Source organism: Paraburkholderia dioscoreae, from assembly GCF_902459535.1.
GTDB classification, from domain to species: Bacteria; Pseudomonadota; Gammaproteobacteria; order Burkholderiales; family Burkholderiaceae; genus Paraburkholderia; species Paraburkholderia dioscoreae.
Genome location: NZ_LR699554.1, coordinates 954,276 through 967,699 on the forward strand (window position 1 = coordinate 954,276; position 13,424 = coordinate 967,699).

A 13,424-nucleotide genomic window follows, 5' to 3' on the forward strand; every position below is an offset into this window, starting at 1 on the left:
CTTTGGTAAGGTCGTGCGATGGCCCGCAATTTAAGGGAACGCAGAGTAAGGTATGTGACAGCGCGGTTATTTTCGAAATCTGTCGCGCGGGCGCGACACTCGCCTGGCCGCGCAAGCCGGAGTCACGCAAGGGCCGCCCATATAAGCTTTTTCCAGATCGTGCATATAAGCGCGTGAAAAACGATTTCGCGCACGCTGACGGCAAACAACTCAGGATCGGCACGATGAGCGGTCCGGATGCGCAAATCTGGTCGGTCGTGACGAAGGTGGCGGCGCGCGAAGGGCTGAACCTCAAGGTCATCGAGTTCAATGATTACGTGCAGCCGAATGCCGCGCTCGATGCAGGCGACCTCGATGCCAACGGTTTTCAGCACCAGCCGTTTCTCGACAGCCAGACCAGGCAGCGCGGCTACAAGATCGTCAACGTCGGCCTGACCTACGGGTCGCCAATGGGCTTCTATTCGAAGAAACTCAAGTCGCTCAAAGACTTGCCGGAAGGCGCGAAGGTGGGCATCCAGAACGACCCGTCGAACGGCAATCGCGCGCTGCTGCTTTTGCAGAAGTACGGCGTGATCAGGTTGAAACCGGGCGTCGGCAGCAACGGCGTGAACGCCACGCCGCTCGATGTCGCCGAAAATCCGAAGAAGATCGAACTGGTGGAACTCGACGCCGCGCAATTGCCGCGCGCGCTCAGCGATCTCGACGCGGCGTCGATCAATACCGACTACGCGGTCAAGGCCGGCCTGCAGCCGACCAAAGACGCGATCGCGATCGAAGACCTCAAAGGTCCGTACGCGAATCTGATCGAGGTGCGCGAGCAGGACCGCAATCAGCCGTGGGTGAAGAAACTAGTGGCGGCGTACGAGTCGGATGAAGTGCGCAAGTACATCGACACGCAATTCAAACGCGCGATCATTCCGGCTTTCTGAGCACGGTTCTAATAAAAGGCGCGTAAACGTAAATCGCCCGCTGAAACAGCGGGCGATTTACGTTACGGCTCAAGCGCTTACGAACGCGCTTGATGCGATGCGCCGCGATGCGCGACAACGCCGCCGGCCCGCGTTGTGCTTTTAGTTGCTCAACAACGAGCCGCTGCGGAACGCCTTCGAACCGGCAATGCGCGCGAACTCCAGGCCGGCCGTTGCAAAGCGCGTCAAATGCCGTGCATACAGCACGCCGGCCACGCTGCTCTTTAGCGTGACGACCTGCTCCGTCAGCGGATCGACGATATCGGCAATCTCATGACCCACGTCGACCCACGTGCCGACTTCGCAGCGATATACGAGCACGCCGCTGATCGGCGCGACGATCGGCTCGGCGCCGGCAAGCGGCGTGGCGGCGAATTCGAGCGGCGGCAGCGGGGCGGCCGTGCCGTCGATCACGCCGCGCGAGGTCAGGTATTCGATAATCGCCTGCGCGTCGTGCTCAGCGTACTCGTACGACACTTCACGCTGGCCGCGCAATTCGATCGTGACCGAGATCGAGCCGTTCGGAATCGGGAAGCGGTCGCCGTAGCGGCCACGCAGATCCGACCAGCAGAAGCTGTGGATTTCGTCGAACGGGTTGCCCACCGAATTGAGCGCGAGCAGCGACGCCTTGGCGTCCAGATAGCAGGCGAGCGGCTCGACTTCCGGCCACAGGTCCGGGTTCGTGTAGATGTGCATTGCCGCTTCCCAGTCGCAATGCAGATCGAGCACGACGTCGGCGTCGTACGAGAGCTTTTGCAGCGCGAGGCGCTGCGATTCGAGTTCGGTTTGCGGGCTTTGCGCGTCGAGCGCCTCGCGCATGGCCGTGCGAATCGCCGTGCGGTTGGCGTCGACATTGTCGGTCAGGCGCGACTCGATGACCGGCTGCACCAGTGCCGACAGATCGTGGAAATTGCGGTTGAAGTTCTGTGCCGTGTTGGTTTCGAAGCGCCCCGTAAGATGGCCGAGAAAGTGCTGGTTCAGGCCGATCGGGTTGGCCACCGGCACGATCACGACTTCACCGCGGATCTTGCCGGCCGCTTCCAGCGCGGCCAGCTTGCGGCGCAGCGCCCACGACACCAGCATGCCGGGCAGTTCGTCGGCATGCAGCGACGACTGGATGTAAATCTTCTGGCCGCTGCCGGGACCGTAGTGGAAGCTCGTCAGGTTGCGGGCGGTGCCGAGCGTCGGGGCAATCAGCGGATGGGTTTGGGTTTGCATGGTTTTCAAATCCGCGGCCAGGGGGCATGCCGCGCTATCTCGTTGATAACAGTAGGGAACTTGCTTGATGACGGGTTGGGCTCGAACCGGCGGGTGGCGCCGCGTGATCGCCTCGATCGCACGATCTTAGCCGATATGACGCAGTGTGTGGTTTTATGGGGCGCCGCAAATGAAAACGGGCTCCGCCATGTGGCGGAGCCCGTTTCTGCGAACCGACCCGCGCGCCGTCAGACGCGCATGGCCGGCCCGGTTGCCAGCTTAGCTGCCGTACACGTCGAAGTCGAAGTACTTCTTCTCGAGCTTCTTGTACGTACCGTCCTTGATGATCTCGGCGATTGCCTTGTCGACCTTCGTCTTCAGATCGGTATCTTCCTTGCGCATGCCGATGCCTGCGCCGTTGCCGAGGATCTTCGGATCTTCGAGATCCTTGCCGACGAAGTCGAAGCCGGCGCCGCGCGGCGTCTTCAGGAAGCCGATCTCAGCTTGCACCGCGTCTTGCAATGCCGCGTCCAGACGGCCCGACAGCAAGTCGGCATAGACCTGATCCTGGTTCTGATACGGCACGACCTTCGCGCCCTTCGGCTCCCAGTACGTCTTGGCGTAGGTTTCCTGGATCGTGCCTTGTTCCACGCCAACCGTCTTGCCCTTGAGCGAGTCGGCCGTCGGCAGGATGCCGGAACCCTTCTTCGCCACGAGGCGCGTCGGGGTGTTGAACAGTTTCGACGAGAAAGCGATCTGCTCGGCGCGTTGCGGCGTCATGGACATCGACGACAGCACGCCGTCGAACTTCTTCGCCTTCAGGGCCGGGATCATGCCGTCGAAGTCGTTTTCGACCCACACGCACTTGGCCTTCAGGCGCGCGCAGATTTCATTGCCGAGGTCGATATCGAAGCCAACGAGCTTGCCGTCCGAGCCCTTCGACTCAAACGGGGGATAGCTGGCGTCAACGCCGAAACGGATAGTCGACCAATCTTTAGCGTGTGCGCCAATCGAGACGGTAGCAAGCAGAGCAACCGTCAAAGCCGCTAGCAGTTTTTTCACTGTTTTACTCCTCGGTGTAGTTCAAATACGCCCGCATGCGGTTGTGCCGCTGCGGGGCACCCGGCGCGACTCACGACCGGGCTTGGGTTGAAGCTGCCAGCCGGGGCGGCCAGCAGCGCGCGCCAAGCTTATCAGTTCAAAAAGATTGGGTAGCTAGTGAAACACCGGATGGCGCACGAGAATAGCTTCTAAAGCCTGAATGTGGTGGAGAGGCAAAAATGGCACTAATGCGTATTGAGTGACACGGACCTGCCCCGCCTCGGGATGTAAAGCCATAGTAATGAAGTTGGCTAATTGCCCGCACGCCTGCTGCCGACCGCACCGCACCACAGTTCGCCTTTGTCCATCATCTGCGCATCCTGCGCGGACATGCCCGCGCAGGTGCCGCGCATGTCCTGCGTTTCGCGCTGGGTGCGCGCGAGTGCCGCACGGTTCATCTCGCCCTGAAGCCAACTGCCGAAGCACGCAATCGATCCGGCCGCGACGGCCGCCCACATCCATTCTATTTTGCTCAAACGCATTGTCTGTTTTTTGTCCGGCTCGTCGACTGCCCGGAAGACAGGCCGCCCTGCAGCGGGCGACGCTGCCTTTAACCGCCGGCGGCGGATTGGGCAGGAGAACGTTTATCGGCATTCGCGCCGCGGTTCTTTAGAAGCGGTGTCGCCGGATTTCCGCATGGCGCTATTTCATGGCGGCTATTGCGTGTTATCACGTAGACCGCTCGCGTTTCGTGGTTTTGCGTTTTTCACCACCCGGCGGCACGCTAAAGATTCCGAATAAATTGCCGTCAAATGCAGATGAGCGCGATTGCTGTATCTCACCTGACGGAATTTTTTCGACTCCGGTGAAGCCGAAAACCAAAAATGGTTTCCTTAGCGCTATCATCGTTTCTCTTCGCGCCCGGCCAAATGCCTCATGCAGAGCATATCTGTATGAAGAAAGCCGCCGGGCGGCCGTTCGCGGGTCGATTCCGCGCGTTGACGCTCGTCACAAGGCCTTCGGCTAAACGGTGTTGTATATGCACATGATGTTGATGGCAGATGAAAAGCGCCTTTGTAAACGATTCTTTCACTTTCGAATCGCCGCATGTGCGCGCGCGCATTTATTGCGTCGCAGCGTTTGTGCGGGATTTTTGACATTTCTGATCGCCGCGGTTTTCTGCCTGAGTCTTTTTTCGGCGGCGCCGGTTAAAGCCGACGACAAAGTTTTGCGTGTGCTGGCATGGCCCGGCTACGCGGACGCCGACGTGGTAAATCATTTCGAAGCGCGTTACAAAGCCAGAGTGGAAGTCACGCTGGTCGATTCCGACGAGGCGCTGTGGGCTCAGATGCATGCCAAAGGAACGCCGCCGTTCGACGTGCTCGCCGCCAATACCGCTGAAATCCAGCGCTATACCGAGGCCAATCTGCTGGCGCCGCTCGATCTCGCCAGGTTGCCGAACACCCGAAAACAATTGCCGCGTTTTCAGGCGCTCGCGTCGATCGGCGGCCTCACGTCGGGCGGCAAGGCTTACGCCATTCCGTTTACATATTCGTCGATGGGGCTGATCTACGACCGCAAGCAGGTCGCCGTGGCACCGCGCACCATGCGCGAATTGTGGAATCCGCGTTACCGCGGCAAGGTGCTCGACTTCAATAGCGCGCAGCACAATTTCTCATTCACGGCGTTGGCGCTCGGCTATCCCCATCCTTTTCAGCTCGACCCAACGGAAATGCGCACGATTGCTCACAAGCTCGTCGATCTGCGCCGCAATCTGCTGACCTATTACACGTTGCCCGAGGAGGCGACCGCCTTTTTCATCCAGCATAAGGTCGCGCTGATGTTCGGCAACTACGGCACCCAGCAGGTCGAATTGCTGCGCCGCGCGGGAGCCGACGTGGGCTACGTGATTCCCGACGAAGGCGCGCTCGCGTGGCTGGATTGCTGGTCGATGACGCGCGCCGCGGCCGATCCGCCGCTTGCGCTCGCATGGATCAATTACATGCTCGAACCGGACGTCAGCGCATTGCTCACGCAGCGCCAGGGACTCGCCAACACATTGACGGCGCCCGTGGAAAGCAGCGATAGCGCGCGCATCGTGTGGATCGGGCCGGTGGAAAATATTCAGCGGCGCGAGGATCTGTGGGCCAGAATCGTGTCCGGGGACCGGTCGGAGCGTTTTTGATGATACGCCCGGGGCTGACCTTCAAATTATCCGTGCTGCTCGCGTGCATCGGCGTGCTCGCATCCGGCGCGACCGGCTACTACGCCTATCATGCCAATCGCGCGATGCTCGTGAACGAGGCCGGGCGCAGCCTGCTCACGTCGACGGAATTGTTGGGTCAGCGCTTCTCCGCCTCGATCGACGATATCGGCGCCGACGTGCTCGTACTCGCGAGCATGCCATCCACGGCGAAGGTCGCGCAGACCGACGACGGCGCCGGCCCGAACGTGGCACGCGAACGACTGGCACAGGTGTATTCCAGTTTCATGGTTCATCACCTCGAATACCTGCAAATCCGGCTGATCACGCGCCAGCACTACGGGCTCGAACTGGTCCGCTTCGACCGCGACTCGGACGGCCTCGTGCGGGTCGAAAGGGGCAACCTGCAGGAAAAAGGTCAGTTTGCCTATGTGTTCGACACGCTGACGTTTGCGCCGGGCCGCATTTACACCTCGCCGATTTCGGTCAACCACGAGTACGGCACGCATGCTGCGCAGGGCAAGCCTACACTGCGGCTCGGTACGCCCGTGTCGAACGCGAGCGGCGAGGTGGTGGGCGTGGTCGTGATCGATATCGATCTGGCGGTTTTGCTCAAGCGGCTGCAAAGCGATTTGCCGAGCGACTATCAGGTCTATCTGGCCAACGAGTGGGGCGATTTCCTCGTTCATCCCGACGCCTCGAAAACCTTCGGCTTCGATCGGGGCCGGCGCGTGCTGATGCAGGACAGTTTCTCCGTCACGAGACCACTCTTCGAACAGTCGCAGGGCGAGGTGCTGGCAAACGGTCTTGCACAGCCGCGGCAGGCCGCGGGTCAGGTGCTCGCTTTCGTGCGCAGACCGTTCGGCGATCTGGAGGGCAACCGCTTCATCGTGCTCGGTCTCGCCAAACCGCTCGACGACGTCCTGTCCGGCGCGAATCTGCTCGGCAACCAGATCGTGCGCATGGTGCTGATTTTCAGTGTGCTGGCGCTGTTTCTCGCCATTCTGTTCGCACGCGCGCTGACCAAGCCGCTGCACATTCTCGCGCACGCAGCGACGCATCTGTTCGCCGAACATGCCATGCATACGCTGCCGCTCAACCGCACCGACGAGATCGGCGTACTGGCGCGCTGCTTCGAGCGGCTGCGCCGCGAAATCAAATCGCAGATGGACGTGCTGCACGCCAAGCAGCGTGAGCTCGTGCATCTCGCCACGCACGACGTGCTGACCGGACTGCCTAACCGCGTCCTGTTCATGGAGAAGCTCGAAAACGCGATCGAGGAAGCGGCGCGGCGTCAGGAGTGCCTCGCCGTGCTGTTCGTCGACCTCGACCGCTTCAAGCAGATCAACGATCAGTTCGGCCATTCCGTCGGCGACAAGGTGCTCGCCGCGGTGGCGCGCCGCCTGAAGCAGGTGCTCTGTTCCGCGGACGTGGTGGCGCGTTTGGGCGGCGACGAATTCATCGTGTTGATCGAAGGGCCGCGTTCGCAAGAAGCGGCGCCCGCGATCGCCTCGCGCATCATGGCGACGTTGAACGAAGAAGTGCGGATAGACGGGCAAAGCATGACGGTGGGCGCGAGCATCGGCATCAGCCAGTTCCCCGACGACAGCGGCACGGCGGAGGAACTCCTGCTCAACGCCGACGCGGCAATGTACGCGGCCAAATCCGGCGGACGCTGTGCGTATTTGCGTTACCACGATGTGCTCGAAGCACGCCGGCGCGAACAGGCTGAGCAAGCCGGGCAGCCTTATATGCGCGCCGGTGAAGGCGCACCGGAAGGACACGAGGCCGAGCCGACGGCCTGAAGCTCGCCGTGAGCCGCGCGGCAGTTCAACCCGCGCGCGTTCCGCACAACGGCGTCTGTCATACCTTCAAACGATCCGGGCCCCGCCGCGATACGTGGCGCGCGGCACCGGCAGCCTGTCGAGCATCGTCACACGCACGAAGTCCGCGCGCAGGCCGGTTTCGATCGCGCCGCGGTCGTGCAGACCGGCCTTACGCGCCGGTTCGGCGGAAACCGTCGACATGGCGCGCGGCAAGGTCCAGCCCGCTTTGTCGACCAGTTCGAACACGGCGGTCATCAGGCTCGAGGGCACGTAATCCGACGAGAGGATATCGAGCAAGCCGGCGCGCGCCAGTTCGAGCGCCGACACGTTGCCCGAATGCGAGCCGCCGCGCACGATATTCGGCGCGCCCATGATGGTCGAAATGCCGTGCTCGCGCGCGGCCTCGGCCGCGATGCGCGTGGTGGGGAACTCGGCGAGCACGATGCCTTCCTCCTTGGCCTGCTCGACGTGTTCGATCAGGGTGTCGTCGTGGCTCGCCACCGGAATGCCGAGCCGGTTGCAGCGCGTCACGATCTCGCGGCGGTGCGCGTCGGCGTAACGTGCCTGTTCGACCGACAGTTCGGTCAGCGCGGTCGCGACGTGTTCGTCGCTCAGCTTGCCGTTGCGTTCCTGGAAGCGGCGCCATTGTTCGCGGTCATGCCATTGGCGCTGGCCCGGCGTGTGATCCATCACCGAGGCGAGCCGCAGTAACGGATGCGCGCACAACGAATCGAACACTTCCACCACGTCGGCGGTGGCGATTTCGCAGCGCAGATGCAGAAAGTGTTCGGCGCGCAGCAGCTTGCGCTCGGAGAAGCGCGTGAGCGATTCGGCGCATTGCGTCTGCAGATCGCGGCCCCGCAATCCCACGTTCGTGCGCGAACCGATAGCGAGCGCGTCGAACACGGTGGTGATGCCGGCCGCGGCCACCTGGGCGTCGTGAATCACGAAGGCGGCGTCGGTATTCCATTGCACGCCCGGACGCGGTGCGAGATGCTTCTCGAGGTTGTCCGTGTGCAGTTCGATCAGGCCGGGCAACAGATAGTCGCCGTCCCAATCTTCGGCTTCGCGCGCCGCGGTCGTGCCGCGCTCGACCTCGCGGATCATGCCGTCTTCGACGCGTACCACGCCGGTGAATACTTCGTCTCGCGTCACGATGCGAGCGTTCCTGATCAACATCGACTTGCTCCGTAGTCAGTCAGACTTGAGTGTGGGCGTTTTATGCAGCGCCGCGTGCGTCAGTGTAGTGCCGCCGCGCGCCGGTTTTGTGATATTCAGTGACGAAGCGGCGGCTTCAGTTCCAGGCGGCGCGTGGCCACCTTGTTGCGCGTATCTTCGTCGTGAAAGATGCCGACGATCGCCGCGCCGCGCTCGCGCGCTTCGACGATCAGATCCGCGACCACGTTGCGGTTTTCCGCGTCGAGCGAGGCCGTCGGTTCATCGAGCAGAAGCAGCGGATGCTCCGCGATCAAACCGCGTGCGATATTCACGCGCTGCTGCTCGCCGCCCGAGAACGTGGCGGGCGCGAGCAGCCATAGCCTCTCCGGCACATTCAATCTGGCCAGCAGCGCGGCGGCGCGCGAGCGTGCTTCGGGTTCCGGCACGCCGCGCGAGAGCAGCGGCTCGGCAACGAGCGTGAGCGTCGGCACGCGTGGAATCACACGCAGAAACTGGCTCACGTAGCCGACCACGCCGCGGCGCAGGCGCAACACGTCGTGCGGTTCGGCGCCGGTGATCGAGACGGGCTGGCCGCCGTTTGCTGCGTCGCGAATCGCGATCGAGCCGCTCGTCGCCAGATAATTGCCGTACAGGCAGCGCAGCAGCGTGCTCTTGCCCGCGCCGGACGGCCCGACCAGCACCACGCATTCGCCGCGCTCGACTTCGAGCGAGACGCCCGCGAGCGCTTCGATCCGCACGCCGCCCTGACCATGCAGGATAAAGGTTTTGCCGATATCGACCGCGCGCAGCATCAGCGCCGCGTTGTCGATGAACGCGCGCTCACCGGCGCGCGCTTCAGTGCCTGTTTCAATGGATCGCATTGTGAGCCTCAAACCGGCAGAACCGAGGAAACCAGCGTTTGCGTGTACGGGTGCTGCGGATCGTCGAGCACCTGGTCGGTCAGACCTGCCTCGACGACTTCGCCGCCCTGCATGACCATCAACCTGTGCGCGAGCAAGCGCGCGACGCCGATATCGTGCGTGACGATCAGCACCGACAGATGCAGCGTGGACGTCAGCGTGCGCAGCAGATCGAGCAGGCGTGCCTGCACCGAGACGTCGAGACCGGCGGTGGGTTCGTCCATGAAGACGAGCCGCGGACCGGTCACGAGATTGCGCGCGATCTGCAAACGCTGCTGCATGCCCCCTGAAAACGCCGCCGGAAATTCGTCGATGCGCGAGGAATCGAGTTCGACGCGCTCCATCCATTGCGTGGCCGCGTAACGGATATCGCCGTAGTGACGCGCGCCGACGGCCATCAACGGTTCGCCGATGTTCGCGCCGGCCGAGACGCCGCTGCGCAGTCCGTCGCGCGGATTCTGCTGGACGAGGCCCCACTCGGTGCGCATCAGCAGACGGCGGCGCGGTTCGGACAACGCCAGCAGATCGAGTTGGTCGCCGTGAGTCGCCGTGTAGTGAAGCGAGCCGCTGTCGGCCGCGGTTTTCAGCGCGAGCGTATTCAACAGTGTGGTCTTGCCCGAGCCGGATTCACCGACGATGCACAACACCTCGCCCGGATACAGATCGAAGCTGACGTTTCGGCAGCCGTTGCGGCCGCCGTATTGTTTGGTGAGCGAGCGGGCGCTCAGCAGCGGCGTCATGTGGGTTCTCCTTTGCCTGCTTCGCGCAACGGCAAATCGAAGTCGGCGTCGCCGCGGCGTTCGTGGCAGTAGTCGCTGTCGGAGCAGACGAACATACGTTTGCCCGCATCGTCGACGATCATTTCGTCGAGAAAGCTTTCCGTCGAGCCACACAACGCGCAGGCGTGCTGCCACTTCTGCACTTCGAACGGATGATCGTCGAAGTCGAGACTGCGCACCGGCGTGTATGGCGGAATCGCGTGAATGCGCCGTTCGCGGCCGGCACCGAACAATTGCAGTGCGGGGTTCATGTGCATTTTCGGGTTATCGAACTTCGGAATCGGCGAGGGCGAAGCCAGATAGCGGTGGTTGACGATCACCGGGTAGTCGTAGGTGGTCGCGATGCTGCCGTGATGCACGATGTCCTCGTAGAGCTTCACGCTGATCAGGCCGTAATCGGCGAGCGCGTGCAGCTTTCTGCATTCGGCGACGCGCGGTTCGAGCCGAAAGAGCGGCTCGGGCATCGGCACCTGATAGACCAGAATCTGCCGCTCGGTGAGCGGCGTTTCGGGAATGCGGTGACGGGTCTGGATGATCGTCGCGTCGACGGTGCGGCGCGTGGTCGCCACGCCGGTGGTGCGCGCGAAGAAACGGCGGATGTTGACCGCGTTGGTCGTTTCGTCGGAGCCCTGATCGATGACTTTCAGCGTGTCCTTTCTGCCGATGATCGCCGCGGTGACCTGAATGCCGCCGGTGCCCCAGCCGAACGGCAGCGGCATTTCACGCGAGGCGAACGGCACCTGATAACCCGGCACGGCAACGGCCTTGAGCAGGGCGCGGCGCAGCATGCGTTTGGTCTGTTCGTCGAGGTACGCGAAGTTGTAGCCGTCGGCTGCGCGGTCGTATGACGCAGTGGACGCGCCGGCGAGAGATGTGTCGGGCGCATTCATGCTGCCTGCTCCTGCTGACCGTTGGTTTGATCGAGGCGCTGGTTCGTGCCTTGATCCTCGCTGTGCGCGGCGTGCTGCGCGCGCAGTCGCCGTACGAGTTCAAGCTCCGACTGAAAGTCGACGTAATGCGGCAGCTTCAGATGCTGCACGAAACCGGACGCTTCGACGTTATCGCTATGCGAGAGCATGAACTCGATATCCTGCGTCGGCGAGGCCAGTGTTTCGCCGAGTTCTTCGGCGCGCAACGCGCGGTCCACGAGCGCCATCGCCATTGCCTTGCGCTCCGAGTGGCCGAACGCGAGACCGTAGCCTTGCGTGAACGTCGGCGGGACATCGCCGCTGCCGGCGAACTGGTTGATCATCTGGCATTCGGTCACGTCGATGTCGCCGATTTCGACCGTTTCGCCCAACTCGTCGAGTTCCATCTCCACGGCGATCGTGCCGAAGCGGATTTCGCCCGCGAATGGATGTGAGTGCGCATAGCCGCGCTGGGTCGCGTAACCCATCGCAAGCAGAAAGCCTTCGTCGCCGCGTGCGAGGTTTTGCAGGCGTGTGGCGCGGCTTGCGGGAAAGGCGAGCGGTTCGCGCGACAGGTCGCCGGGTTCGGGCGCATTCGGCGTGGGACGTTCCTGTTCGATCAGGCCTTCCTTGTCGAGCAGGCTGACGACACGCGGCATTGCTTCAGAATCAGCTTCTGCTTTAGACGCAGCGGTTTGAATCGAAGAAGACGCTGCCGCCGCGCTTGCCGCCGCATCGCGATCCACATGGCCTTCCGCGAGCAGCGCGAAATCCAGCAGACGCTGCGTGTAATCGTAAGTCGCGCCCAGCAATTGCCCGCCTGGCACGTCCTTGAAGGTCGCCGAAATGCGGCGCTCCACCTGCATCGCTTCGGTATCGATCGCCCGCGTGTAGCCGAAACGCGGCAACGTGGTGCGATACGCGCGCAGCAGGAAGATCGCTTCGACGAGATCGCCGGCGGCCTGCTTGATGGCGAGCGCCGCGAGCTCTTCGTCGTAGACCGAACCTTCGGTCATTACGCGCGCCACCGCGAGGCGCAATTGTTCGCGAATCTGCGCGACGCTGAGCTCGGCCAGCCGCATGTCGCCACGGCGTGCCTGGTCGAGCAGACGCCACGATGCTTCGATCGCGCGTTCTCCACCCTTGACGGCAACGTACATCAGTTCACCTTCGCTTGAGTTGTGCGTGGCAGGCCGATCAGGCGCGCGCCGCAGATGAGATAGCAGTCGACACCGCAGGGAAAAAGCGGCGCGAGGGCGGCGCGTTCGCGCCAGAAATGCCCGGGCAGGCCCACCGGCGCAATCGTCTCGGTGTGCTGGATGCCCGGTCCGCTCAGCACGACCGGCGCGCCGCCCGTGAGCGCCTCGACGCGGATCAGCAGCGTGACCGATTGCTCGGGCGATTCCGCCGCGCCGAGCGCGAAGCTTTCCAGCGGCGGCAAGGTGCCGGCGTCGTGGATATAGGCAAAGGCGGCTTGTGCCGGTTCATCAACGAGCGGCGCGCCGGTATGAAAGCGCAATGCCGAGCCGAGCGCCGTATCCGGTTGCGCGAGCCAAACCGGCGTCGCGTAGTCGCACAGTGCGAGCAGCGCGGCGAAGGCGGCGAGCTCGGCACGCGTGGCGCGCACTTCAGGCAGCACGTTTTCGACCACGCCGACCGTGCCCGGACGCGATAGCGCATCGAGCAAGGTGCGGAACACCGCCTGCGTGTCGTGCACCGGGTCTGCGAAACCCGGCGTCAAGGTGGACAATGCAATCTGTGAGTTTTCCATCAGTCGCCCCGGACCATCGTGAAGAATTCGACGCGCGTGGCCGCGGCGTCCTGCTGCCGCCCGGCGCGTTTCACGGCCTGCTGCGCGGCTAACGGCTCGATCAGTTGCTTATGCAAGACGGCGTGATGCTCCGGCATTTGCAAGAGCGCATCTGCCAGCGCCGCCAGTTCGGCGCGGCGGCGGTCGCGGCCCAGGTGGCACGCCACGCCAACCGTCGCGTCGGCACCGGCCGGCGCGCGCAAACGCAATGTGGCGCGTGTGACCGTGGCTTCGCCGAGATTGAACGGGTCGCCGCTGCCGCCAATACGCCCGCGCACCATCGCGAGGCCGATTTCAGGCGGGCGCAGCCAGTCGTACGGCGGCGCGGGGATGTCCCGCAATGCGCGTTCGAGCGCGGCTTCGAGATCGTCGCGCGGCGTGCGGGCCAGCACGGCTATCCATGCGCGCCGGACCGGCGCGGGCGCAACGGAGGAAGGCGAGGCGGAAGTGGCGCTCATCGAATTTCCTGTTGATCCAGTGAGTGGACATTTGACCATCTATTCATCTAAACGTCTAGACGTTTAGGCGTATGCTTGTCGAGCCGTATAGCGCTTGCGAGCCGTTTCACATTTTCATCACGGCTTGCGCACTACAATGCACGTCATAGCGAATAT

General features: G+C 63.0%; 14 protein-coding genes. 4 read left to right on the forward strand and 10 right to left on the reverse strand.

What is annotated here, in order from left to right; translation table 11 throughout:
- Window positions 1-173: 173 nt before the first annotated feature.
- Window positions 174-929, forward strand: coding sequence for a MetQ/NlpA family ABC transporter substrate-binding protein (locus tag PDMSB3_RS24450; RefSeq protein WP_007176591.1), 756 nt, complete (start codon window positions 174-176; stop codon window positions 927-929).
- Window positions 930-1,070: 141 nt separating this feature from the next.
- On the opposite strand, the gene PDMSB3_RS24455 is transcribed toward PDMSB3_RS24450, so the two are convergent.
- The 3 genes from PDMSB3_RS24455 to PDMSB3_RS24465 all read right to left on the reverse strand — a co-directional run bounded on the left by PDMSB3_RS24455 (window position 1,071) and on the right by PDMSB3_RS24465 (window position 3,748).
- Window positions 1,071-2,186, reverse strand: a complete 1,116-nt coding sequence (locus tag PDMSB3_RS24455) for a succinylglutamate desuccinylase/aspartoacylase family protein (RefSeq protein ID WP_007176592.1) — start codon at window positions 2,184-2,186, stop codon at window positions 1,071-1,073.
- 258 nt (window positions 2,187-2,444) lie between these two features.
- On the reverse strand, window positions 2,445-3,227 hold the full coding sequence (locus tag PDMSB3_RS24460; RefSeq protein ID WP_007176593.1) for an ABC transporter substrate-binding protein: 783 nt from the start codon (window positions 3,225-3,227) through the stop codon (window positions 2,445-2,447).
- A gap of 290 nt (window positions 3,228-3,517) precedes the next feature.
- Window positions 3,518-3,748 (reverse strand): hypothetical protein, encoded by a 231-nt coding sequence (locus tag PDMSB3_RS24465; RefSeq protein ID WP_007176594.1) that lies wholly within the window; start codon window positions 3,746-3,748, stop codon window positions 3,518-3,520.
- A 167-nt stretch (window positions 3,749-3,915) separates the two neighbouring features.
- Here PDMSB3_RS24465 and PDMSB3_RS24470 point away from each other — a divergent pair, with 167 nt between their 5' ends.
- From PDMSB3_RS24470 to PDMSB3_RS24480, 3 genes are read left to right on the forward strand one after another with little or no spacing between them, the layout of a single operon-like run.
- Entirely contained in the window at window positions 3,916-4,233 is a 318-nt protein-coding gene (locus tag PDMSB3_RS24470) for a hypothetical protein (RefSeq protein ID WP_157187687.1), read from the forward strand.
- A gap of 18 nt (window positions 4,234-4,251) precedes the next feature.
- Window positions 4,252-5,391, forward strand: coding sequence for an extracellular solute-binding protein (locus PDMSB3_RS24475; protein ID WP_405044800.1), 1,140 nt, complete (start codon window positions 4,252-4,254; stop codon window positions 5,389-5,391).
- The gene (locus PDMSB3_RS24480; RefSeq protein ID WP_165188018.1) at window positions 5,391-7,214 is read left to right on the forward strand and encodes a diguanylate cyclase domain-containing protein; all 1,824 of its coding nucleotides are present in this window, start codon (window positions 5,391-5,393) and stop codon (window positions 7,212-7,214) included. Before PDMSB3_RS24475 ends, PDMSB3_RS24480 begins: the two co-directional genes overlap by 1 nt.
- A 66-nt stretch (window positions 7,215-7,280) precedes the next feature.
- Here PDMSB3_RS24480 and PDMSB3_RS24485 read toward each other — a convergent pair whose 3' ends face one another.
- The 7 genes from PDMSB3_RS24485 to phnG form a co-directional block, all read right to left on the reverse strand.
- Window positions 7,281-8,414 (reverse strand): alpha-D-ribose 1-methylphosphonate 5-triphosphate diphosphatase, encoded by a 1,134-nt coding sequence (locus PDMSB3_RS24485; protein WP_007176597.1) that lies wholly within the window; start codon window positions 8,412-8,414, stop codon window positions 7,281-7,283.
- 95 nt (window positions 8,415-8,509) lie between these two features.
- Window positions 8,510-9,274 carry a phosphonate C-P lyase system protein PhnL gene (phnL, locus tag PDMSB3_RS24490; protein ID WP_007176598.1) on the reverse strand — a complete coding sequence of 255 codons (765 nt, stop codon included), beginning with the start codon at window positions 9,272-9,274 and terminating at the stop codon, window positions 8,510-8,512.
- Window positions 9,275-9,282: 8 nt separating this feature from the next.
- On the reverse strand, window positions 9,283-10,053 hold the full coding sequence (gene phnK, locus PDMSB3_RS24495) for a phosphonate C-P lyase system protein PhnK (RefSeq protein WP_165188020.1): 771 nt from the start codon (window positions 10,051-10,053) through the stop codon (window positions 9,283-9,285).
- Window positions 10,050-10,982 carry an alpha-D-ribose 1-methylphosphonate 5-phosphate C-P-lyase PhnJ gene (locus tag PDMSB3_RS24500; protein ID WP_007176600.1) on the reverse strand — a complete coding sequence of 311 codons (933 nt, stop codon included), beginning with the start codon at window positions 10,980-10,982 and terminating at the stop codon, window positions 10,050-10,052. The genes phnK and PDMSB3_RS24500 overlap by 4 nt, the downstream gene beginning before the upstream one ends.
- On the reverse strand, window positions 10,979-12,160 hold the full coding sequence (locus tag PDMSB3_RS24505) for a carbon-phosphorus lyase complex subunit PhnI (protein ID WP_007176601.1): 1,182 nt from the start codon (window positions 12,158-12,160) through the stop codon (window positions 10,979-10,981). Before PDMSB3_RS24505 ends, PDMSB3_RS24500 begins: the two co-directional genes overlap by 4 nt.
- Window positions 12,160-12,771, reverse strand: a complete 612-nt coding sequence (gene phnH, locus PDMSB3_RS24510; protein ID WP_007176602.1) for a phosphonate C-P lyase system protein PhnH — start codon at window positions 12,769-12,771, stop codon at window positions 12,160-12,162. The genes PDMSB3_RS24505 and phnH overlap by 1 nt, the downstream gene beginning before the upstream one ends.
- A complete protein-coding gene (gene phnG / locus PDMSB3_RS24515) occupies window positions 12,771-13,268 on the reverse strand; it encodes a phosphonate C-P lyase system protein PhnG (protein ID WP_007176603.1) in 498 nt (165 codons plus the stop codon). The genes phnH and phnG overlap by 1 nt, the downstream gene beginning before the upstream one ends.
- Window positions 13,269-13,424: the final 156 nt, after the last annotated feature.